Origin of the sequence: Aquidulcibacter sp. (assembly GCF_020253525.1) — a bacterium.
Classification (GTDB): Bacteria; Pseudomonadota; Alphaproteobacteria; order Caulobacterales; family Aquidulcibacteraceae; genus Aquidulcibacter.
The window spans coordinates 1-22,852 of sequence record NZ_JADCBK010000048.1; the positions used below are offsets into that span (position 1 = coordinate 1).

Here is a 22,852-nt window from a genome sequence, read left to right on the forward strand (position 1 = left end):
TAACAGTCCTCTTGGATATATAGTTGGGTTAGGATGGGTGTTTAAGGGCTTCGACGCCCGGCAGTGCTTTGCCTTCCATCCATTCGAGGAAGGCACCGCCGGCGGTTGAAACAAAGGTGAAGTCATCAGCAACTTTGGCTTGATTGAGCGCCGAGACCGTGTCGCCACCGCCTGCGACGGCAACAAGGCGACCTGAGCGCGCGAGCGCCGCAGCCGTACGGGCGGCTTCCATCGTGCCAATGTCGAAAGGTGGCAATTCAAATGCGCCTAAAGGACCATTCCAAACCAAAGTCTTGGCCGTCTCTAAGGCAGCCGCCAAAGCAGCAACCGATTTTGGCCCGGCATCCAGGATCATCTCTTGGTCCTTTACATCGCCAATCTCGCACGTGCGGTGCGGGGCATGGGCGGCAAAGGCTTCTGCCACCACGACATCGGTTGGAAGCAGGATTTGGCACTTATTGCTTGCTGCCTGCGCCTCAATCGCGCGCGCGGTGTCGAGGAGATCATGCTCACACAAGGACTTGCCGACATGGGCCCCACGTGCGGCCAAGAAAGTATTGGCCATCCCACCACCGACCGCCAGAATATCGACCTTTGAAACAAGGTTCTGAAGCAGATCAATCTTGCTGGACACTTTCGCTCCACCCACAACGGCCATCACGGGATGGGTTGGGTTGCCAAGCGCTTTATCGAGATAATCCAGCTCATGGGCCATCGACAGCCCCGGATAAGCAGGCAGTAAATGCGCCAAGCCTTCGGTTGAGGCATGGGCGCGATGGGCGGCAGAGAATGCGTCATTCACATAAATATCAGCCAGACGCGCAAAGCCCTTAGCCAGCTCTGGATCGTTCTTTTCTTCACCCGGCTGGAAGCGGGTATTTTCCAGTAACAGCACCTCGCCTGCTTGCAATTGCGCGACCGCGGCTTCTGCGACAGGGCCGACGCAATCAGCGGCGATGGCAACTTGTCGATCCAAGAGGGCAGCAAGGGCAGGGACAATGGGTGCCAAGGACATGGCTGGCACGACTTTACCCTTGGGGCGATCAAAATGCGCGGCGAGAATGACTTTCGCACCCTTCTCACTCAAAAGCGCAATCGTCGGCAACGCGGCGCGGAGGCGTGTGTCATCGGTGATCACACCGTCTTGCATTGGGACATTGAAATCAACGCGGACAAAGGCGCGTTTGCCTTGAAGATCCGCCGTCTTGAGCGATAGAAAAGTCATTTTTACCCTATCAACGCGTGAAATGCCGCACCTAAACCAAATCCAAGGCCGTGAACAAAAACGATGAACACGATGGCCAGAGTTGCGGTGCCGATTGCTTTGGCGGGGTTCGCACGAAGCATGCCACTGAGGCGACGCCTATGCACAAACCCCCACCAGCCACTGGCCAAGCCGATCATCACACCAGCAACCCACCAAGATAGACCTAAGAGGGCGAGGACAAGTGTGGCCGTAACCAAACCTGCCTCGACAAGGCCATTCATGAAGCGCGACGGGGTGAAATCAGGCTTGGGTTCAGTCACATCCATCAGATCAATTTGGCCATAGCGATGGCGGTGTCGCTCATGCGGGTCGAGAAGCCCCACTCATTATCGTACCAAGACAGGATGCGTACCAGCGTGCCGTCCATCACTTTGGTTTGATCCAAAGCAAAGGTCGATGAATGGCTGTCATGATTGAAGTCGATCGAGACATTGGGGTCTGACGTATAGCCCAAGACACCTTTCAACGGGCCATCAGCGGCGGCCTTGATTGCGGCGTTGACTTCATCGACCGTGGTGGTGCGCTTGGCAACAAACTTCAAGTCCACGCACGAGACGTTTGGCGTTGGCACGCGGATAGCCACGCCATCCAAACGCCCTGCCAATTCAGGCAGAACCAGACCGACTGCCTTGGCTGCCCCGGTTGAGGTTGGGATCATGGACAGAGCCGCCGCACGTGCCCGGTACAAATCCTTATGCATCGTATCCAAGGTTGGCTGGTCACCCGTGTAAGAGTGGATGGTGGTCATGAAGCCCTTGTCGATGCCAATGGCGTCATTCAAGACTTTCACAACGGGAGCCAAGCAATTGGTGGTGCAGGAGGCGTTGGAGACAATCAAATCATCCTTGGTGAGGGACTGATGATTGACGCCATACACAATGGTTTTGTCTGATTGTTCACCGGGGGCGGAAATCAAAACGCGCTTGGCACCAGCGGTCAAATGAGCCGCAGCCTTATCACGGGCGGTAAACAAGCCCGTACATTCCATGGCGATATCAACTTTGTTTTCGCCCCAGGGCAAAGTTGCGGGGTCGCGCAAAGCGGTTACTTTGATAGGCTTGCCATTGACGACAATCGTGTCGCCCTCAACTCTGACACTGGCGGGAAAACGACCGTGCACGGAATCATATTTCAACAGGTGCGCATTCGTCGCGGCAGGTCCCAAATCATTGATCGCCACCACTTCAATATCATCTCGTCCATTCTCGATGATGGACCGTAAAACAAGGCGGCCAATCCGGCCAAATCCATTGATCGCGACGCGCACGCTCATACTAATCTCCGTAGTAAAACTACAAAATCAAGGCGCTTTCGCCCTATTTTGCTGGAACATGGCATGTATAAAGTGCCCACGCCATTTGTAGCGTCGCTATAGCCATCATCTATCGAATCGTCCACCCAATGGCACTGTTTGCTTGCCGATGATTTGGGGTTTTGGCAGGACTAAGCTATGGGATTTGTCATGAGCATTGGAAAACCTCCTCCGCTGGATCAAACTCTCGTCCGTTTCGACAGTGCCTTGTCGCGCCTTGAAACAGCCTTGGCGGCGTCTATGGCGCGCGTCACCGACACAGCGCGTCGGACCGGTTATGAAGAAGGCCACCAAGCTGGCCTGCGCGAGGCGCAAGAAACGCGCGGCTATCCGGCAACACCAGACGTAAATCCCCTGTTGCAAGAAGAATTAGACGCAGCAAAGGCGCGCGAAGCCCAATTGCAACGCGCGGTTGAAGAGGCCCGCACCGCATTGAAAGATGCGATGGGCGACATCCGGGCAGCCCTCACCCCCCTCTGATCAAACCAGCGGACGAATGAAGCCATGCAGATGCAGTCCGTCCCGCTTGATCATGCCGCCTTGTCCGTAAGCGGGGCCATGCATGTCGTGCGAACCCCATCGAGCTTGAAAGCATGGCGCCTGCCTGCGTGGACGTGGGCGCAATCGCCTGATCCGGCGGTGGACCTGATGGTTGGTATGACAAGCGGCGTGCGCTTGTGTTTTACGACCGATGCCGAAGCACTCTCGCTGAAGGTGCTTGAGACTGGCATTCAACTCGCCGGCACGCCGCGACGGCCGGTGACCTTCGACCTCTCTGTCGATGGGGTCCAAAAGGCCTCAACCGAGGCCAGCTCTGGGCATACAATCCTTGTTACCCCGACCGGTCCCTCGTTTGTGCCCGGAAATGCCTCTGAAATCTTTTTTGACGATCTGGGTGCTGGGCACAAAGCGCTTGAACTCTGGTTGCCTCAATCGGCGCAAGTGGAGCTTCTCGAATTATCGATCTCAGACGGGGCACAACTTCTCCCGAGCCTACAGCCGAGTGGTCTGCGCTGGGCCCATTATGGCAGCTCCATCAGTCATGGCATGGAAGCCAAGGGCCCGTCTTGGACCTGGCCTGCCATAGCCGCGCGCGCTTTGGGCCATGATTTGATGAATATTGGCTTGGCGGGCCAATGCCACTTGGACGGCTTTGTCGCCCGCAGCCTGCGCGATGGGCACTTTGATGCCATCAGCCTAGAAGTCGGGATCAATATCATTGGTGCTGACACCATGCGACGGCGCGTCTTCGCCAGCGCCCTGCACAGCTTCTTAGATACAATTCGCGAGGGCAAGCCCGATGTCCCCCTGCTTGTCATCTCGCCCATCTTCTGCCCGTTACTTGAGACTCGCGTTGGCCCCCTGATGCGCGACAGCCTGGCCAGCTATGGCACGACGGAGCGGCCTCACAGTGCGGCTGATGGTGCCCTGACCTTGGTTGAATCGCGGGCCATCATCTCAGATGTCATTACACGTCGGCAAAATGGCGGCGATGCCAACCTTGCCTACCTCGATGGCCTCACCCTGTTTGGGGCAGCCGATGAAGCGGACCTGCCAGACCATCTGCATCCCAATGCTGCAGGCCAAGAGCGCATGGGTCAGCGGTTTGCAGCGCTTGGCTGGCCAAGCAAGTATGGCTAATAGCTGGCCACGCGTTTCAAATCGTTCGGCTTAGAGGCCGAACCCGCCAAACAACATTCTAGGAGCATCGATTTGACTAAGATTTTAATCACCGGTGGGGCAGGTTATATTGGCAGCCACGCTGCTTGGGCTTGTGTGGATGCAGGCTATGAAATTGTTGTGCTGGACAATCTATCCACGGGTGTGGCGCGAAATGTGCCCCCCCATGCGACCTTGATTGAGGCCGATATTGGCGACCGCACGGCCGTAGCAAAAGCCTTAAGCGACCATCAGATCGACGCGATCATGCATTTTGCTGGCTCTATCGTTGTGCCGGAATCGGTGGTGAACCCCGGCCTCTATTATGAAAACAATACCGTCAAGAGCTTGGGCCTCATTCAAGAAGCTGTAAAGGCTGGCGTAAAGGCATTCATCTTTTCCTCAACCGCCGCCGTCTATGCCCCAGGCAGTGCAGAGCCCCTCAATGAAGCGGCACCCAAGGGCCCCCTCAGCCCCTATGGTCAATCCAAATTAATGACCGAATTGATGCTTGCCGATATGTCGGCCGCCCATGGCCTATCAGTTGGCGTCTTGCGCTATTTCAATGTGGCCGGCGCCGACCCACAGGGTCGCACGGGCCAAAGCACCCCGAATGCAACCCACTTAATCAAGGTTGCCTGCCAAGTGGCCACGGGCCAACGGCCAAGCATGGAAGTCTTTGGTACCGATTATGACACCCCAGACGGTACCTGTATTCGCGACTATATTCATGTGAGTGATCTGGCCGATGCCCATGTGCTGCTTGCGCAACATCTCTTGGCGGGCGGGGCCAATGTCATCGCCAATTGCGGCTATGGCAAAGGGGCTTCAGTCTTAGAAGTCCTGGCTTCTTTGGAAAAGCAATTGAACCATCCAATCCAGGCAAAAATGTCGCCGCGTCGGGCAGGCGATGCGCCGTCCTTGGTTGCCAATTCGGCCCACCTCAAATCCCTGATGCCGTGGAAGCCCAAGTATGAGAACTTGGATGATATTGTCGCGGCAGCTTTGGCCTGGGAACGCCATCTGACGGAAAAGCGCAAATAGGCACCGCCCTTTGAATGATCACAAGGGTCCTCGCCCAGAGAGGGCGAACGCAGAATAAGTCAAAAACATCGGTCAAGATTTTTGGCGAACGAACCTGAATCGCAATTTAAAATGCTACCATAGGCCAGTCGCCCTTAAACCAGATCATCTTCGCGCGCAGCGGTGGCGGTAGCCAAATATTCTTGAACAATTTCGGCCGGCGGGCCAGACGCACGTAATCGACCTTTATCAATCCAAATGCAGCGCGTGCATTCGGCGGTAATACCAGAAAGTGCATGTGAGGACACAATTACAATATTACCGGAATCCATCAGGGACCTAACTTTGGTTTCAGCCTTCTTGGCAAAGGCCGCATCACCTGCACCGAGAAACTCATCCAAAACCAGAATTTCAGGTGCCATAACTGTGCAAATACCGAACGAAAGCCTTACGAACATTCCGCTTGAATAAGTCCGCACTGGCATGTGGATGAAGTCACCCAGCTCCGCAAAATCTATGACTTCCTCGACCAATTGATTAATCTTGCCCCCCCGGTAGCCAAGGAGCATGAGCCTCAACTTGATATTCTCAACCCCATTTAACTCCATGTCCATACCCGTCGTGAGGTCAAACAAGGCACTCACCTTCCCCTTGATCATGACCTTACCTCGAGTAGGCGGATAAATACCAGCCAATACCTTAAGCAAACTTGTCTTACCAGCGCCATTCGCGCCGATTAACCCCACGCGCTCGCCTTCCTTTATGGTCAGGCTGACATTATTCACTGCCCGGACGTGTTCAATGAGCGGTCGGTGATGAGACAACAGGCTTTTTTTAAAACTGAAGAATTCAGGTCCGACCAACGGAAAATCTACCGTGGCACCACGCAATTCGATCCCGATCATACCCAAAACACCACCTTTGAAGACCAACGACCGATTTGAAGCCAGGCGATTAAGCCAGCGACCACACAGTAGATGACTAAAGACACATAATTTACCGGATCAGCCAATACGCCCTTCATCAAAGGCACACGAATCACTTCGATCCAGGCATGGAATGGGTTCAGATAGACGGCCAAACCATAGCCTTTTTTAATCAGGATTTCGGCGGGATAGATAATCGGTGTAGCAACGAACAATACCTGCAACGCCGCCCCTAAACCGTGGCTCAAATCTCGGTATCTTGCCCCAAAATATGACATCACCGTCGCCGTGAAAAATCCCGCGAGCGCCACCAAAAAGAAGCCGGGCAAGAACAACAAAGAACCTATAGATGTTGGTCGCCCCAAAACTACGGATGCGATGTAGCCAACCGCACATCCGATAACCAGATAGACAATTTGAGCATAAACCACTCTCAAAATCAGCGTCGAGTGCGATATCGACATTTGCTTAATGAAGTTTCCTGAGGTCGCCAGTATGCCCGATCCCTCAATGAAGCAAGCCATTATGAAACCCCAAATCGCAAAACCAATTCCAATCATTGGAATAAATTCGCGAACATCGGTGCCAAAGATAGCCGACCAAATCATGCCCGCTATTACCGAGAAAGCGAGGGCATTAATCACAAACCATAATGGCCCCAACGCCGAGCGACGGAAGCGTGATTCAATGTATTGATTACCAAGATAAATCCACAGGCTTGTATGAGCAAAGCCATCCATGAACTTGGAAGTATTTGTTCTGAAACTCAATTTAAACCCCATTTCTAGGCTAGCATTCAGCTTGCTCAACGATTCCGTATTTGGATTCTGAAAATGCAGCTAAGTTGCCACCTAATCCAGTAAGGTCCCAAAAAGCTTATACCGACACGCTAACGTTCATCACATACTCCAAGCCGGTTTACAGCCGCAACCTGTCTGACGCTATCTTACTGCTTTCGAAATGCGACCCTATTTAATTATGGTAGTGATTCAGCATAGAAGGTTTAGCGAACGCACCAGGTTGCAGAGTGGCAGAAAAGCTTGTTACAGATTTCTTCTCAGGCGTAGGTCCCCCGATGAGCAAAAACAAACGCCAATTGATTCGCTGCGAAATGTCTCCGAGTCCGGGTCTTAGACTGGCTGTTTTGTGGCCAGGTATTGCAAAACGTCAGACCTTGATCGTTTGTGCGAGAACTGGTGATCAGAGACGACACTATATAACGCATGCCTTAGGGCCTTTTCCGTCTGTTATTCCCTTGCCAAGCGGTATCAATATCAGTCAACTTACTGTATGGTCGATATCCTCGAACTCTGCCAATCGCGCCTGGACGGTAGGTCCTGGGCTTTACAGCAATTTCCTTTGGCGGGCGTACCGCGTTCTTCAATTGGGTTGGACTGCACTGTTCTATCGGCTAGCTTGGCAGCATGGTTTGTTGAAGGAGCTTCCGGTGAAACCGTCGCCAGACCAGGTGGGGCCGGAGACTATCTCTTTAGTAATTCCCTCCAAGGATCGACCTGATCTCATAAAGGCGCAATGGCAGGCTGGCTTAAGGGATTTCGTAGCCGAAGGCGGCGAGCTTATCATTGTTGACCATGCCTCGACTAAACAGGAAACAGTTGCAACCTTGCAGGAGTTAAGTCGATTTGGTGTCAAGGTTATTCGAGCAGAGGGCGACTTCAACTTCTCGCATTTGGTAAACTTAGGGGTTCGCGCCAGCGGGAGAGAAAACGTTCTGACACTAAATGATGACGTTCAGCTAACATGCAAAGAACAAGTTTTGAGGCTTTGTGCGCCGTTGCTGGATCTGAGTGTTGGGGCAGTGGGCTCCATTCTTTTATATGAAAATGGCACGCTGCAACATTGCGGCGTCTTGGTGGGTGGCGAAGGGTTGGCTACTCATTTCGGCCGTGGAAGAAACCCACGAGACAAGGTCAACAGCTGCTTAGTGACTGGATTGCGGCTTGCCTCGGCTGTCACGGGAGCCGCGATTGCATTTCGGCGAACTGATTTTGAAAGAGTTGGCGGCTTTTGCGAACGGCTCGCGGTAGAACTCAATGATATAGACTTCTGCCTCCGCTTAAAGGGGCTAGGCCTAAGGATAGTCGTAAATACCGAAGTTCAACTGGTGCACCCTGAGCTTACTTCCCGTGGCGACCCTTTGACTGGAACCTTCGCCAAGCAAATTCTGCGCGACCGGAGCTCCTTTTTCAAGTATTGGTGGAAGATTTTGCCCTATGACGCCTGTTTTCCATTGGCCTGGGGCAGTTCATCTTCGCAGATAGGATTAAGATTCCCACCAGCAATCGGACGTTTTGAATAAGCTAATAACGAGGAATGAAGTTGGCAACCTCTAAAGTATCTGGTCGGTCAGCTGATTCAAGCACGGTTTGGCAACAGCTACTACGGGTTTACCGACGGCATAGGCAGGCGCAGGCTATGAGACTTGACGTTAAGAGGCGCAGCATAGCAATGCGCATTACCGCGCTCTCCATACAAGGACGAACGCCGGCGGATATGGCCCTAAAAACTATCTCTTATGTTAATGCCAATCCGCCTTGGCCGGGTAAAGCGCTCATGCTTGCGATTTTTGCTGAGTACTGCCGTCCGAATACGGACAACAAGCAGGTGGAAAAGACCATTAAGGTCTTGATTGAACACGGCTGGAAAGTTTTGCGTGTGAAGGCAGTCGATGACCTTACTTCAGACCATTATGAAACTGAACACTCCCAGATTCCGGAAGAACCTCTCCCTTACTGGACAATCGTACGTCGCAATATGGGGCATGATTTTGGCTCTTGGCGTACCGGACTAGATTGGGCCGAACTTCATGGAATACTCGACAACTGTACCCGCGTAATGTTTTTAAATGATAGCATCCGAAATTGGGATAGTTGCCTTGCAGATGTAATACAGCGCTTAGATCCAAGTATTGACATGATGACCTTGACAGAATCCCTAGAAATACTTCCACACGGGCAAAGTTACTTTATGGTTTTTTCGGGGCGGGCAATCAAGCATCCTAGCTTTACGAATTTTTGGGCAACCTATAACTTAGACGGCGATCGCCAATACGCGGTTCTGTGCGGTGAACTCAGATTAAGCGCAATGCTTGCGAAGAACAACCTTAGTAGACGCAGCGTGGTGTCCTATTCCGCTTTAAAGAGCGCATTCAAGCGGCGCTGCAAAGTCGAGCAAACGACCGAGCAGGGCCTGTTAACGGAGGGACCTTTATCGCGCGCCAATATTCTTTTTGCGCTGAATAGTGGCGTCAACTTAAACCCAGTATGCATGTTCTGGCGGGAGTTGATCTTGGATTTCAACTTATCGATAGCCAAAAATAGTTTGATCGATGCGGAACCGCCTTTACTACAGGATGCTGACGAAATCGTTGAACTCCTAAAGTCAAAGGTATCCCAATGAAAATCGAAGTCCCCGGTCTGCCTTAGGCATTTAGCCAGAAAAACTTTTGGAATCATCTAATGCCGGTTGCTGAGTGTCGAATGCCTATTAATCTGGCCCCAACCTTCTTTTAGCGAGGGACCTTGTATTGCAATTCGTCGACGTCATGGATAGAAGAACGCGGCGAAAATTTTGGGGACCAGCGATGTTTGAACAATTAGATATTCAGGGCCCTGTGTTGGTTAGGCCAAAGTTTTTTCGTGATAAAAGAGGTTTTTTCACAGAAACTTACTCGTCAAAGTTGTATCAAGAAAACGGGATAGAGCCCAATTTTCTGCAAGACAATGTATCTCTCTCCACAGAGATTTATACCGTGCGGGGCCTACACTTTCAAAATCCTCCATACGACCAGGCCAAGCTAATTCGCGTTCAGGCCGGGCGCATTCTTGATGTAGCCGTCGACCTACGCGCAAGTTCAAAGACTTACGGTCAACATGTTGCTGTTGAATTGAGCGCTGAGCATGGAGAGCAGCTTTATGTACCGTGCGGGTTCGCTCACGGCTTTTGCACGCTAGAACCAAACTGCCTAGTCGCTTACAAGGTTTCGAGCCTCTATATGCCGAGTTCGGATTCCGGCCTGCACTGGAAAGATCCTGCACTTGGAATCAAATGGCCCATGGGTGAAGAGGAAGCGGTTGTATCTGAAAAAGATCAATTACTTCAGAAGTTTACAGGATTTATCAGCCCCTTTGTTTAGGATCCGAACGCGTCCGAAGTGTTTATGGCTTGACCGGAAAAGGTGATCGAATGAGAATCTTAGTTACAGGTGGGTCCGGCTTTATTGGCTCGGAACTCTGCCGTCAGTTGGTTGGCAATGGTAACAGCGTCGTGAACTACGACGCGTTAACTTATGCAAGCAGCCCGGATACAGATGCTCCCTTGCGTAGATATGACAATTATTCGTTTGTAAGGGGGGACATTTGCGACATTAGACTTGTTTCTAAGACCATTAATGACTGCCAACCTGACCTCGTTATGCATCTTGCTGCAGAATCGCATGTCGATCGCTCCATTTCCGGCCCCCAAACATTTGTACAAACCAACGTGATGGGCACAACCGTTATGCTTCAGGCGGCGACCAATTATTGGCGTAATCTGTCCAGTTCTAAAGCGAGTTCGTTCCGGTTCTTGCACATCTCGACCGACGAAGTTTTTGGAAGCTTAGGAGCGGAAGGCCTATTTACGGAAACAACGCCTTACTCACCTAGATCGCCCTATTCCGCTAGCAAAGCTGCTTCTGATCATCTGGTGAATGCATGGCACCACACGTATGGTCTGCCCACCTTAATTTCAAATTGTTCTAATAACTATGGGCCATATCAGTTCCCGGAAAAGCTAATTCCGCTGATGATACTCAAAGCCTTGGCCTGGGAGGCCCTACCTGTGTACGGTGACGGGTCAAATGTGCGCGACTGGCTCTATGTAGGCGATCACGCGCGAGCGCTTACACTAATCGCAAACCAAGGCAACGTAGGCGAAACCTACAATGTGGGCGGACGTAACGAGCGAACGAACATGCAAGTCGTCCACACGCTATGCGACCTGCTTGATTCTATGGCCCCACACTCGAATGGAAGCTATCGCCAACTGATCACTTTTGTTGCCGATCGCCCCGGACATGACCAGCGTTACGCAATTGACGCGACAAAACTTGAAACTGAACTCAACTGGAGAGCGGAGGAAAACTTCGAGACCGGCATGAAAAAGACCGTCCAGTGGTATCTCGATAACCAGTCATGGTGGGGAGCCATTCAAAGTGGCAACTATCAAGGTCAACGATTGGGCCTTATTTCGGACAAGCATTAAGTTAGCCACCCTAACCACGCAGGAATCAAATAATGAAGGGTATTGTTCTAGCCGGTGGCTCCGGGTCTCGTCTGTTCCCCGCCACCAAAGCCGTCTGTAAGCAGTTATTGCCAGTCTATGACCGTCCTATGATCTATTATCCGATCTCGACGCTAATGCTGGCGGGAATTCGCGACATCCTGATTATTTCAACAGTCCGTGATACACCGCTGATGCAGTCCTTACTTGGTGATGGCAGCCAATGGGGTGTAAGCTTCTCCTATGTCGTTCAGGAAAGTCCGCGTGGCTTGGCAGATGCATTCTTAGTAGGTGAAAAGTTCGTAGACGGAGGACGCGCTGCGCTAGTACTAGGCGATAACATCTTTTTCGGCGACGGCATGAGCGCAAAAATGGCGAATGCTGTGGCACAAGAGCAGGGTGCAACAGTCTTTGCCTATCGGGTCAATGACCCCACCGCCTATGGCGTTGTCGAGGTGGATAACCAAGGCCGAGCTTTGTCGATTGAAGAGAAACCAACTGAACCTAAATCCCCTTGGGCGGTAACGGGACTCTATTTCTATGATCAGCAAGTTACTGAAATGGCGAAGGCGGTTAGGCCTTCAGCTAGAGGAGAGCTTGAAATTACCGATTTGAACCGGATGTACATGGAACAAGGGTCGCTTTCGGTGCAAAAGTTCGGACGGGGCTATGCATGGCTAGATACGGGCACGCACAATTCCTTAATCGAAGCGAGCGAATTTGTAAGAGCCGTGGAAGATCGCCAAGGTCTGAAAGTCGGGTGCCCAGAGGACGTGGCCTTTGAACAGGGTTACATCGATCGAAATCAGCTGGAAGCCCTAGGGAAGGCAATGAGCACAACGGCTTATGGGCAATACCTAATCGGACGTGCCGTAAGCCCGTTCTAGCTATGCATCCGTATCCGTTCCATTTGGTAGTCGAAGGAAAAAGACTTGGCAGTCGGTGTCCCCCTTGAAGGTATTGGTTTCAGGCTACGACCAGTCGTGGCCGCTGACGCTAGCTTCGTGCTCGATTTACGGAATAATCCGCAAAACGCTAAGTTCTTGCCGCCATTACCCGGAACTGTAGAAGATCAACGCAACTGGATACAAAGGCAACACCAACTTCCTGGTGATTATTACTTTGTTGTAGAGGACCGGAGAACAGGCCTGGCTGTTGGCTTAACCGGCCTTTATGCGCACGCACCTGACAGCGACGGCGGCTTAATCGAATGGGGACGTTTCGTAGTTGCCAATAAGTCGCTGGCTGCGCCTGAAACATCACTTCTATCGCATCGATATGCTTTTGAAGTACTCAATGTGCGCGAAGTTTTTGGCTACTCCATTGAACAGAACGAGAAAGTCATCGGATTTCACAGATCTTGTGGTTTGGAAGACCGCGGCCTAAGCTCGACCACATACAAAATTGGGGATCAGGTCCATCGATCACTTTGCTTTGCCCTAACACGGGATCAATGGCCTGACTTTAAGGCAAAATTAACTCGTACCGCCCGGCAAATCGTTCAAATTCTTGGACGTAAGCCCTAAACCTTAGACCCAGAGTCCTTCCATGACAGACGACCAAAAAGTCAAACTCGCGAGCATATTCATTTCCACTTTTCAATTCCCAGAGGATGTGATCCTAGATTCAATCGTATATGGCGAGATTAGGGGCTGGGATTCCCTAAACCATCTGACTCTAGTTTCGGAAATTGAGGAAGAATTCGGCATCATGCTAGATACTGACGACGTACTCGACATGAGCTCATTCCACAAAGCTGTTGAGATTGTGGGCAAATATGTTTTCTGAGCTAGCCCTTAACGGTCGCGTAGTTTTGGTGACCGGCGCTTCTAGTGGCATCGGAGTCGCGACGGCGGAAGTTTTGGCAGGTCAAGGTGCTGATATCATTCTGACTGGTCGCGACCTATCGAGGCTGGAAGGAACCGCAGAACTTGTGCGCCAAGCAGGCCGGTTAGCACATATTTTTCAGGCCGATTTGAGCAACAGCGCCGAAATTAAGGCGCTATTTCAATTCATATCCACCGACATCAAACGCCTTGATGGCTTGGTAAATAATGCCGGTGCGCTGGTCGACGGCGTTATTGGGATGTTTCAGCGAGCCAAGATGGAGACGGGGATAGGTTTGAACCTTCTGGCAGCGATGGAATGCCTCCAATACGCTACCCGCATCATGATGCGATCAAAGCGAGGGTCAATCGTCAACACAGGCTCCATCATGGGTACTGTCGGGGCACCAGGGCAATCTGTGTATGGTGCAGCAAAGGCCGGTATTGTCGGATTGACGCTTTCTGCTGCACAGGAACTGGGTCCCCATAACATTCGGGTCAATTGCGTCTCGCCTGGCCTAATTGAAACCGAAATGACGTTTGGCTTAGCGGCTGAGAAACGGGATCAGCGGATTGCTCAAACCGCTCTGCGCCGAATTGGCACAGCAACCGAAGTCGCAAACCTAACGGCGTTCCTTTTGTCAGACAAGGCGTCGTTTATAACTGGCCAAGTTATTGGTGTGGACGGAGGTCTGCGGCTTTAGTCTTAAATGCACAATCCAGTTTGAAAGCATCTTTAGCGTGCCGAGAACTTTGGTAAGTCCAAGCTGGATGGCTGGAGATTGATTCTTCTTGTCTGGTAGAACGCTAGCTGATTGTCACTAGTCGAGAGAAACTTCGTAACAGATCCTGTCCGTCCCAAATCCTGTCAAACTGCAGTGCTTGGCCGATTGGTACCATCCGATCTATCCCGCGTCCGTTGATCTTAATTGCAAGTTCATGAAGAGTTTCAACGTCAAACCCAAATGTCGCCAGTGTTTGATCGCGCTCTTGGACCAGCTCTGCAAGCTCCATAACTGAATTCAAATGAATGATGCCAACCATACCTGCGCCGCCGCGACTATCTCGTAAATCACGCGGCTGTTCGTGATGGACGCCGATAAGTATCATATCGGTAGTATCCAGCAATCCTACAGGCCCATCTAGGACTTGGCCCATGGCTTGAGTAAGCTTTGTAGCTGCGCCCGCCATCCCCATTTCATAGCCTTTACTTGCGGCTGCAATAGAAATTCGTGCCGTAAAATCTCGCGCTAAAGGCGTAACTTGCTCCTTCTTACCCACCCAGTACTGCACTTGAGTAGAAGAACAGCCCATCTGATCAAATAAAAAGATATCATTATAGGCAGCACTCGCCAAGGCATTTCGCGCTTTTTCGTCAAGTAGTCCATAGGTTGCAGCATTCAAAACGGAATAAGAGTAGCGATCCGGGAAGCCAACAGTGACCCCGCGAGGTTTCTGAGGTAGGGTCGATATGCTCTGAACTTTGGCATCACCCCCCCAAATAATCCTGAGATCGCTTAGTTTAGATAACTCTGCAGTTACGTTGGTTTGCAGGTCGTAAGTCACGAACAAGCACATGCCATCAACGTCGCCACCGACCAGCGCTTCGACAAAGTGCTTAAGCAGAATGCGTGTGGTTTCACTAAGTTGCGATGGGAGACGACAAATATTGACATTACCGCAAAGCATTGAAAGCGCTAGAGAATATATAAAGATCGTTTCCACATTTGTTGGTGGTAAGTGAAAGGCCAACCCTCTTGGTGTCGCAACTAGTTTAGATGACGTGTTGGCCTCAAACGATCGCTCTTGTTCGGCGATTGCAGCTGGGCGAAGCCAAAAGCCAAGTGCCATATAAGCTCCGTTTGCGCCGTGATTATTAGGATCAAGGAGCCATTTTGAAAAACGAGCTAAAGCCGACTTCACACCAGTATCGAAAGGCCTGCGACGAGCATTGTGTGCGTTGGATAGCCAATCACTAAGGCCTTCGGCCCGGCTCTGACCAACGATTTGCACAAGATAAGATATTGAGTCGGATTTCCCTCGTACCAATCCCTCCCCAACAAGTTGATCGTTTGCCATGGCTCTATGCAGCTTTCTTATTGGGAATGGCATACACATCGCTGCAGCCACGCAACTCTGCTTTTGGTAACCGTCCAAGGACGCGAAACACTTTGCCCATCCGACCATCCAACCCAGTATCAACGGCCTCGATAACCCCCAAATCTCCTGTCAGAAGCGAGTGGCCTGGATAAGAACGTGGGATAAGGGACAAGGTTTGAATGATGCCTGGGGTACCATCTTCAACTGGTAGAAGCGTCCTTGGATCTCGAATGATGATGTCTGAAAACCGTGGCGGCGATAAGAGCCCATTGGGGCCTTCGAGATGCAAGGTCCCCATTTGTTCAACCATGCCATAAAAATTATAGATATCGGTTATCCCATGGCGCACGCGCATAGTTTCGCGGAATACCTCGTTTGAAACCGCCCGGTCTTGAAGCTTCTTCCATCCGCCTGAATGCACCAGTGTTGCACCAGATAAATCATATTGTGCGTTACCAACAGCATCGATCAGTGCCGTCCAAGCCATAAAGGTAAAGCCAAAAATCATCGATGGTTGGCCTGAGTTTGCTCGAGCGAACGCCGCGATCGCATCATGATTTGCAGTAAGGTCTGGATTAAGGGCGAAAACATGGTTTCGGCCATAACGCATCATCCCTAAAACCCCGGCACCGCGGGCCGTCAACAAGCGTGGATCCCTGACAACTTCTGGTGTATCGGCGATCAGCATGGGTCGGCGTGCTTGCCCTAGAATTGAAACCATAGTGGCGGTTAAACCCTTACTTTGCAGCAATGCTGTATCTCCATCTACGGCGATTTTACTAACGGCCCCTGTGGTTCCGCTTGATGTCATATTGATCTTGACTTCAGAGGTCTCAACCGATGCAATGTTGTGGCTCTTAAACAACTCTACAGGCAAAAACGGAACATCAACAATCTTCTCAGCGATGCTATGTCCTTGACCCAAGCTACTCAGCAGGCGAGCATAGGGAGGGCAGTGCTTGGCATGAAATCGAGTCAAGGCATTAAGTGCGAGCAATAGCTCACGCTCCTTCTCTGCCTGCGGAATACCATAAACAGGGGCAGAAAAATCAATGGGTTCCAAGGAAGTTGTCATTTAAGGCGTCTCACCAAGCATTTGCTTACGTATTTCGGCATAATCCAGCTTACCGCTTCCTTTTACACTGAGCGACTCACAAATACCAACAATAACAGAGCCAACAGGCAAAGTTCCGAGGCCTTGAATCAAATCGCTTACCTGCCTAGCTAGCTCTTGACCAAGTTGAAGCTCAGATGCAACAGTATCTTGCTGGAACATAACCCCAATCTTATCGTTAAGTTCAACTGCCGCACATCGTCCGAACTGCGCCGCTTTGGCCTCGATTTCGTCGAGAGCAATTCTCAGCCCATGGACTTTTGCTATGCGCGCGACGCGACCTGTAATCCAAAGGCACTGGTCTTCATCCAGCCTTCCAATGTCGCCTGTTACGAGATGCCCGCCAACCTCATCACCTTTCGATAAGTCCAGTTGGTTTTCGGCATAGCCCCACATTACATTTGGGCCAAAATATAACACTTCACCGCTGCCGTCAGAACTAACATCATCCAGTTCTTTTAGGGGTTTGATCTCAAAACGTGCGTCAGGGAGTGCCAATCCAACTGATCCCAATTTCTGATCAACCCATTCAGAGGGCAATGTAGACATCCGAGGGCCTGCTTCAGTTTGGCCATACATGACATAAAGCCTCCCATTTCGCCGCCTGGCTTCATCTCTCAACTCCTCCAAGAGGGTCAACGAAGCGCGCCCACCTGCCTGACAAAATGTTTTGACGCTGGGAATTCTTAGTCGTTCGAACCCCAGACGTCGCATCAAGTCGAAATGGGTTGGCACACCAGAAATGGATGTGCACTCAAACTGACGAACAGCCTCCCACAAAAGCTTAGACGTCATCGGCTCGTCGCACATCACAATTGACCCACCAAAAGCGATATGACTGGTTAGAACACTCAGCCCAAAGGAATAGTGTAACGGTAGATGCCCAAGCGCCCGTTCGGCAGGAGTAACGTTCAGCGCCTGACCTATTTGACCAATGTTCGCCAGGACGGCGGACTTGGAAAGGCGAACCATTTTGGCATTCCCGGTGGTACCGGAGGTCGACAACAAAAGGGACAAACCATCAGCCAAGCCGTGTGCTGCGTGTTGCATGCGTTGGAAAATGCCAAAGCCGTTGGCCTGCCTCCTAATAGACCAAGCATCCAATGTCTCATTGCATGGACATATAACATATTGTGGCTCGTATGCAGCCACCAAGGATTCTATTTGGCCGCTGGGCAAATCTGGATTAATGAGTGCAACCACATGATTTGCATCGAGTGCTTGGACCGTCCACGCAGCAATAGTTGTAGAATTCCGCCCGAACACAAAGATGAGTGTTCGAGGAATCTGATACAGAAAATTCGACTGATCGCGAAGCATGCCATAGGTGAAAGGTGCCTCTTGGTTCGGGCCCAAAATGGCAACAACCTCATCGGCCACCTCTGGATGGATAAAGTTCTGAAGCATTAGTCGTGCGGACATGGTACGCCTTATTCGAATAGTCTTGAAGGTTGTCTAGATCGTCACTACGCGAACCGATACCACAAGTCTAACGCATAAGAGTCATTGTTTTTATCGGCTCGTGCGCTCCACAGATTCTATGATTTCGATAACCACCGGAAAGGATCGTCGATTCACCGCTGCATAATCCCCGGTTCACTCTACAATCTAAAGATGGCACGAAGCCAAATTAATCGATGGTTCCACTAGCCAACGTTTTCTGAATAAAGCTATGGTAATACTCCCGATTATTCAATAGTATATGTTGTCTTTCGCGGGCAATTTCTAAATTTCGTTCCATGAATTCAACGTTGTCTTTGAACCTCCCAGAATTCATATCGACACTTTGAATGAGATTCTGATACCGCTCGCAGATCTCCGCTAAGACCAAAACATGGTGCTTAATAAAATCAATAATCTCCATGTTTAGGAGAATGTCCGAAAAGTCGGTGAAAAACATCTCTAAACTACTTATGTAGATCATGGCGATATCATTATAACGACGCAAGGATTGTGCTATCCCTTCAAGCTCTCGCGAGACTTCATTGAATGGAAGGTGGGCGAAACAGCTCTCGTAATTAAAGTCTTCGCTATAGTTTCCATCGTTTTGCTTCAAAAAAATTCTATACGAATCAATTACATTAGAAATGCTTCTTTGGTATTTGTAAATTTGAGCCTGTGTCGAGGCCGCGTATTTATAAGTTGGAAAGGCGCGGACAGCCATTAACTTAAAGTCAAATGAAAAGGGCATGTAGATTTGCATCATGCCAAATCCATAACCATCATAATCTTCCATAAATGTTCTAGAGCCTTCAAACTTTCCCTTGACTTGCTGAGTTGAAAGACTCTTAAAAAAGTATTGATTCATCCGAAGGTCTTTATGGTCGACAAAACCTTTCCAAAATGCATTAGAATCCGTATCCGGTGAAACAATCGAAACTATCCCAGAGGGCTTGAGGATCCGGTGGATGTCTTCTAGAGTATTGATGACTGAAGCGAAATCCAAGTGCTCGAGCAAATGCGAACAGTTCACCCAGTCCACTACACCATCGTCGATTGCAATCCTGCCCTTCTCAAGGTCAATCAAGATATCGGCCCCATCTATAACATCAACGCTCAGGTAGCCATTGCTTGATCTAGTAGCACCAATTTCAATTTTCATTACCATTCACAGTTGCACCCTTTGTATAGTATTGGAACTCAACTGAACCCCATTATAGTAGAACTTTCAACTCCGAAACGACAGCACTGCCGCCGAGACGCGTTCAATGTCTGCATCAGTTAAGCGCAAGTGAATTGGCAAGGTCAGAAGCCGATCAGATGCGGCCTTCGCTCGCGGGCACAAGCCAGCGCCATTCGCATACATATCATATTCGGTATTGTCCCGGTAATGTACGCCTGGGAATATCTCTGCCTTGTTCAAATGTTCGATCATAGAATCGCGGTCATCAATCATGATTTGATACAAGTGACGCGCACTCACACAATCAGATGCCATTTCAACTCGGTCGATCCAATCTACTTGGCCCAAAAGGGAATCATATTTAGCTGCGATCTCCCGTCTGCGAGTATTATCCTCGTCAAGATATTTTAGGCCGACTAAAGCCAAGCCAGCCATGATTGCGCTGCCATTATATTTGAAGCCCGCATACTCGACGCCATACTTCCATTTATAATTGCCGGCTTGCGACCGCGCATACGTATCTTTGTTGATGCCCAACCAACTAAACTTCCGAGCCTCTTCATCTAACTTCGTGTCTTGAAAGCAAACCATGCCGCTATCGGCTGTCGGTAAGTTTTTCACTGCTTGAAAGGAATAGCATGTCACATCCGCCAAAAGGCCAGGGTCCTGCCCGTCTAAGCGGCTCCCAGCCATATGCGCTGCATCTAAAATCAGGCGCAATTTATGCCGCTTGCAGATTTCAGCGATAGCCTTCAATTGCCCAGTATTTCCGCCGAGGGCGACAAACATAACGGCGCGCGTGCGGGGAGTAATCGCCGCCTCTACAGAAACTGGGTCCAAGCATAAATGACGGTCGATGTCCGCGAATACCGGCTTGAGCTTCTCATAAAGGATCGCATGGTTGCTCGAGACAAAGGTCAAAGGCGTAGTGATTATCTCATCGCCATCTTCCCACTTGTCGCAATGCTTAAACATCGCAATAGCTACATGTAGTGCCGCGGTGGCGGAGTTTAGGAAATGGGAATGTGGTAGCCCAGTGTATTTGCACCACTGCTTTTCAATCTCGGTGGTCTTGAAGCCCATGCCGGTCCAGCCGATTTCCAGACATTCGCGAACTTCTTGCAAGCATTCTTCAACCCGATACTTGGGAGTAAAAACTTGAATTTTTTCAAACATTTATATCTCCGTTCAGTTTTTCAGATTCGGACAACAGCGATAGAAGCTTGTCATAGCGAGTTTGTACTGGTGGACGCAAGGCGCAAGCTGTATAGCCCCGTCCAATGCATGTTTTGATCAGCCAAGCTTCGGATGGACTTAGATATTCTTACACTTAAGCATCAACAGTAAAGTGCCACCCAATTCCAGTATTAAGGTGTTGCATCAGTGTATTGTCACTCAAATCCAGGTTCGACAGAATGAATCGCTGCGGCGCTGCGACCCAGTCCCACTGGGTCGCCTAAAAATCCTAAATGACCGATATTAGGTGAGCAGTGCTTAACGGGGAATTGAACTTTAGATATTTGTCAATTGCGATTCGTGCGTTCATCTGGCATGAGACCTACGCCACTCTGATAAAACCTATGTCTGCCGAGGTCTGCTGCACTGCTACCCATCGTTCGGCCGCTTTGGCCTAGAGCCTTTGGGCATGTTGCACTGCCTGTGTGCTTGGGACAATGCCAAGATCATAGGATTTTTCAGAATACGCATAGCAGATGGCAATATCTGCTTCTAGAGGAGTCTATTCGGCTGACGCGGGCGTTTGCCCAACTTAAATTGGGCCAATCTGTTTCCAACCCACGGTACAGCTGGGAAAATGGCGGTTGCATCAATTTCCAGGACAAGAGCTCGGGCTTCAACGGTTGAGGGAATTGCGGTGACCACTTTCATGACAGGCGTCAAAGAGCTAGTCTGCAAGGCGGCAGCGATCACAAAAGAGCTTGAGTTGGCCCATCCGCCTGCGCTTAGCAAGGCGATGCCCTTCCCTAGCTTAATACCAACGACAAGCTTGAGGATAACCCCAGCAATGTCCAAACCGACACTTACTGCCACATATCGCCTGCCCAACCAGCTAACTCTCAAGGGTGCAATAGACTGCATCAATAAGGTCTTAACTACGGACGCTGAAGCAGCAGCACGAATTAATCGAATTGAGCCGTCGCCCATTGGGGTTAGCCCGAAATTTTTGGTCACCGTAAACCGAGCGCGAGCTTGCTAGTGAACCGCACTACGATTGCGAACGAACGTGCAAGTCGGACAAGCCAGGAACGACGTACCCCACTACCAACCCCGGATCAGTCCCTTGCGGATTGCGGTTCCGGCGAATGACTTGGGAGGCCCTACTCGCCACCACTTTGAGCCATACCAAATTAGGATCGCATCTGTGCCGCAGACATTGCATTGTGATACGAGAGTTGGTGCATGTTAATGCTAGGCAACGTCAATCAAAGCAGCTGCATTCACCGGGGGAATTGGACTCCAATCGTCCAAGAAGAATTGAGGCACCAGATAGTGATCGCCTTTGCTCGGGTTCGATGAAGGCGCTGGGGATGTTACGGCTAATGTGACGCTTTTAGAAACAACAACGAGTATCAAGAGAGCTTGCTTAACGGTAACATGTTTGTCTGCTGGCAACTTATAAATATGGTCAAGCTTTAACTTCGGTGTTTAGCACGAAATTAATGACTGCTTGCGCGTCAAACAGACTAGCAAAGTGCTGACAAGATGTAATATGAGCTGATTAATTAGGTTGAGACGAAACACGAATCTCAAGAGGCAGTTGTCGGACTTTCAGCATCGTTGCGGATTGGTACCAATAAGAATGTCGAAGTTAATCTGCATCCTAGGAAATCGAGGACAGCTTGCTACAGCATTGCGGATATTGTCAGGGAAAATCGGCCTAGACGTTGTCTGTATCGGTCGGGCAGAATGCGATCTGAACGACGTTAGTCGACTTATGCCAACCCTGGAGTCACTTAAGCCAGCTGGGATAATCAATGCAGCCGCATTCACAGATGTGGAGTTGGCGGAGCGTACATTATGGCCAGCTATGAATGTGAACGCTATTGCGGTCAGAACGGCGGCCGAATATTGCCTCTCTCATGATATACCGTTGGTTCAGATCTCGACAGATTACACCTATGACGGCCAAAAGGGTAGCCCATATGTCGAGGGCGACCCCTGTAGACCTTTGAATGTTTACGGTTATAGCAAGTTAGCTGGGGACCATGCGCTTCTTGAAAGTGAGGTCAGAGGAACCATCCTACGGACTTCTTGGGTGTTTAGTCCATATAACCGCAATTTCGTCAACACAATGACGAATCTTGCGCTAAGCCGTGATCTAGTTCGTGTAGTTGACGACCAGCGCGGCAACCCGACAGATGCACGGGATTTAGCGTCGGCTGCAGTGGCTGTCTTACAGGAGCTGTTTCAAGGAAATGCATTACCCCGCCTCCTCCATTTCGGTGGCGAGCCAAGCGTGTCTTGGGCCGATTTGGCAGAAGCAACTTTTCAAGCTGTAGAAACGTACGCGGGCTCCCGCCCCAAACTGGAGCGTATCTCTAGTGCGGAATTCCCATCGAAAGTGCTCCGCCCTATGGATTCTCGACTGAACACATCACTTTTCTCAGGCCTTGGTCTTGGGGTAACTCAGGATTGGGAGAAATCGATAGATGGATGTGTAAAAGAAATCTTGCGTAGCCGCCAATCGTAAACCATACATG

At 50.5% G+C, this 22,852-nt stretch carries 21 protein-coding genes; 11 read left to right on the plus strand and 10 right to left on the minus strand.

All coding sequences use genetic code 11. The annotated features are described in order from the left end of the window. Positions 1-28: 28 nt before the first annotated feature. Genes pgk through gap form a run of 3 tightly spaced genes read right to left on the minus strand, consistent with a single transcriptional unit; the run spans position 29 to position 2,540 of the window. Positions 29-1,225 carry a phosphoglycerate kinase gene (gene pgk, locus IOB61_RS06290; protein ID WP_290813818.1) on the minus strand — a complete coding sequence of 399 codons (1,197 nt, stop codon included), beginning with the start codon at positions 1,223-1,225 and terminating at the stop codon, positions 29-31. A gap of 2 nt (positions 1,226-1,227) precedes the next feature. Next, complete coding sequence (locus IOB61_RS06295; protein WP_290813821.1) at positions 1,228-1,533, minus strand: hypothetical protein; 306 nt, start codon at positions 1,531-1,533, stop codon at positions 1,228-1,230. Further along, positions 1,533-2,540 (minus strand): type I glyceraldehyde-3-phosphate dehydrogenase, encoded by a 1,008-nt coding sequence (gene gap / locus IOB61_RS06300; protein WP_290813824.1) that lies wholly within the window; start codon positions 2,538-2,540, stop codon positions 1,533-1,535. The genes IOB61_RS06295 and gap overlap by 1 nt, the downstream gene beginning before the upstream one ends. A gap of 189 nt (positions 2,541-2,729) precedes the next feature. On the opposite strand from gap, the gene IOB61_RS06305 reads away from it, so the two are divergent. From IOB61_RS06305 to galE, 3 genes are all read left to right on the plus strand, one after another. Then, a complete protein-coding gene (locus tag IOB61_RS06305) occupies positions 2,730-3,059 on the plus strand; it encodes a hypothetical protein (RefSeq protein ID WP_157893772.1) in 330 nt (109 codons plus the stop codon). Between the two features lie 30 nt (positions 3,060-3,089). Continuing rightward, positions 3,090-4,220 carry an SGNH/GDSL hydrolase family protein gene (locus tag IOB61_RS06310; RefSeq protein WP_290813829.1) on the plus strand — a complete coding sequence of 377 codons (1,131 nt, stop codon included), beginning with the start codon at positions 3,090-3,092 and terminating at the stop codon, positions 4,218-4,220. Between the two features lie 72 nt (positions 4,221-4,292). Continuing rightward, on the plus strand, positions 4,293-5,282 hold the full coding sequence (gene galE / locus IOB61_RS06315; RefSeq protein ID WP_290813832.1) for a UDP-glucose 4-epimerase GalE: 990 nt from the start codon (positions 4,293-4,295) through the stop codon (positions 5,280-5,282). Positions 5,283-5,416: 134 nt separating this feature from the next. On the opposite strand, the gene IOB61_RS06320 is transcribed toward galE, so the two are convergent. Both IOB61_RS06320 and IOB61_RS06325 read right to left on the minus strand, forming a co-directional pair. After that, the gene (locus IOB61_RS06320; protein ID WP_290813834.1) at positions 5,417-6,166 is read right to left on the minus strand and encodes an ABC transporter ATP-binding protein; all 750 of its coding nucleotides are present in this window, start codon (positions 6,164-6,166) and stop codon (positions 5,417-5,419) included. Then, positions 6,163-6,996 (minus strand): ABC transporter permease, encoded by an 834-nt coding sequence (locus IOB61_RS06325; protein ID WP_290813836.1) that lies wholly within the window; start codon positions 6,994-6,996, stop codon positions 6,163-6,165. The genes IOB61_RS06320 and IOB61_RS06325 overlap by 4 nt, the downstream gene beginning before the upstream one ends. Before the next feature lie 638 nt (positions 6,997-7,634). Between IOB61_RS06325 and IOB61_RS06330 the strand changes: the two genes are divergently transcribed. The 7 genes from IOB61_RS06330 (at position 7,635) to IOB61_RS06360 (ending at position 14,000) form a co-directional block, all read left to right on the plus strand. After that, complete coding sequence (locus IOB61_RS06330; RefSeq protein WP_290813838.1) at positions 7,635-8,507, plus strand: glycosyltransferase; 873 nt, start codon at positions 7,635-7,637, stop codon at positions 8,505-8,507. 116 nt (positions 8,508-8,623) lie between these two features. Beyond that, positions 8,624-9,607: a hypothetical protein gene (locus tag IOB61_RS06335; protein WP_290813841.1), complete on the plus strand. Its 984-nt coding sequence runs from the start codon at positions 8,624-8,626 to the stop codon at positions 9,605-9,607. Positions 9,608-9,791: 184 nt separating this feature from the next. Further along, positions 9,792-10,343 (plus strand): dTDP-4-dehydrorhamnose 3,5-epimerase, encoded by a 552-nt coding sequence (rfbC, locus tag IOB61_RS06340; protein ID WP_290813844.1) that lies wholly within the window; start codon positions 9,792-9,794, stop codon positions 10,341-10,343. Between the two features lie 50 nt (positions 10,344-10,393). Further along, positions 10,394-11,452, plus strand: coding sequence for a dTDP-glucose 4,6-dehydratase (gene rfbB / locus IOB61_RS06345; protein ID WP_290813847.1), 1,059 nt, complete (start codon positions 10,394-10,396; stop codon positions 11,450-11,452). Positions 11,453-11,484: 32 nt separating this feature from the next. Then, complete coding sequence (gene rfbA / locus IOB61_RS06350; protein ID WP_290813850.1) at positions 11,485-12,357, plus strand: glucose-1-phosphate thymidylyltransferase RfbA; 873 nt, start codon at positions 11,485-11,487, stop codon at positions 12,355-12,357. Between the two features lie 45 nt (positions 12,358-12,402). Further along, positions 12,403-12,996, plus strand: coding sequence for a GNAT family protein (locus IOB61_RS06355; RefSeq protein ID WP_290813853.1), 594 nt, complete (start codon positions 12,403-12,405; stop codon positions 12,994-12,996). A gap of 251 nt (positions 12,997-13,247) precedes the next feature. Beyond that, on the plus strand, positions 13,248-14,000 hold the full coding sequence (locus tag IOB61_RS06360) for an SDR family NAD(P)-dependent oxidoreductase (protein ID WP_290813856.1): 753 nt from the start codon (positions 13,248-13,250) through the stop codon (positions 13,998-14,000). Positions 14,001-14,103: 103 nt separating this feature from the next. Here IOB61_RS06360 and IOB61_RS06365 read toward each other — a convergent pair whose 3' ends face one another. From IOB61_RS06365 to IOB61_RS06385, 5 genes are all read right to left on the minus strand, one after another. Next, positions 14,104-15,375, minus strand: a complete 1,272-nt coding sequence (locus tag IOB61_RS06365; protein ID WP_290813859.1) for an acyl-CoA reductase — start codon at positions 15,373-15,375, stop codon at positions 14,104-14,106. Positions 15,376-15,379: 4 nt separating this feature from the next. Further along, entirely contained in the window at positions 15,380-16,459 is a 1,080-nt protein-coding gene (locus tag IOB61_RS06370; protein WP_290813862.1) for a hypothetical protein, read from the minus strand. A 12-nt stretch (positions 16,460-16,471) separates the two neighbouring features. Then, the gene (locus IOB61_RS06375) at positions 16,472-17,932 is read right to left on the minus strand and encodes an AMP-binding protein (protein ID WP_290813865.1); all 1,461 of its coding nucleotides are present in this window, start codon (positions 17,930-17,932) and stop codon (positions 16,472-16,474) included. A 208-nt stretch (positions 17,933-18,140) separates the two neighbouring features. Next, positions 18,141-19,112 (minus strand): methyltransferase domain-containing protein, encoded by a 972-nt coding sequence (locus IOB61_RS06380; RefSeq protein ID WP_290813868.1) that lies wholly within the window; start codon positions 19,110-19,112, stop codon positions 18,141-18,143. Positions 19,113-19,178: 66 nt separating this feature from the next. Beyond that, complete coding sequence (locus IOB61_RS06385) at positions 19,179-20,309, minus strand: DegT/DnrJ/EryC1/StrS aminotransferase family protein (RefSeq protein ID WP_290813871.1); 1,131 nt, start codon at positions 20,307-20,309, stop codon at positions 19,179-19,181. 1,642 nt (positions 20,310-21,951) lie between these two features. On the opposite strand from IOB61_RS06385, the gene rfbD reads away from it, so the two are divergent. Beyond that, the gene (rfbD, locus tag IOB61_RS06390) at positions 21,952-22,842 is read left to right on the plus strand and encodes a dTDP-4-dehydrorhamnose reductase (protein WP_290813874.1); all 891 of its coding nucleotides are present in this window, start codon (positions 21,952-21,954) and stop codon (positions 22,840-22,842) included. Positions 22,843-22,852 lie beyond the last annotated feature (10 nt).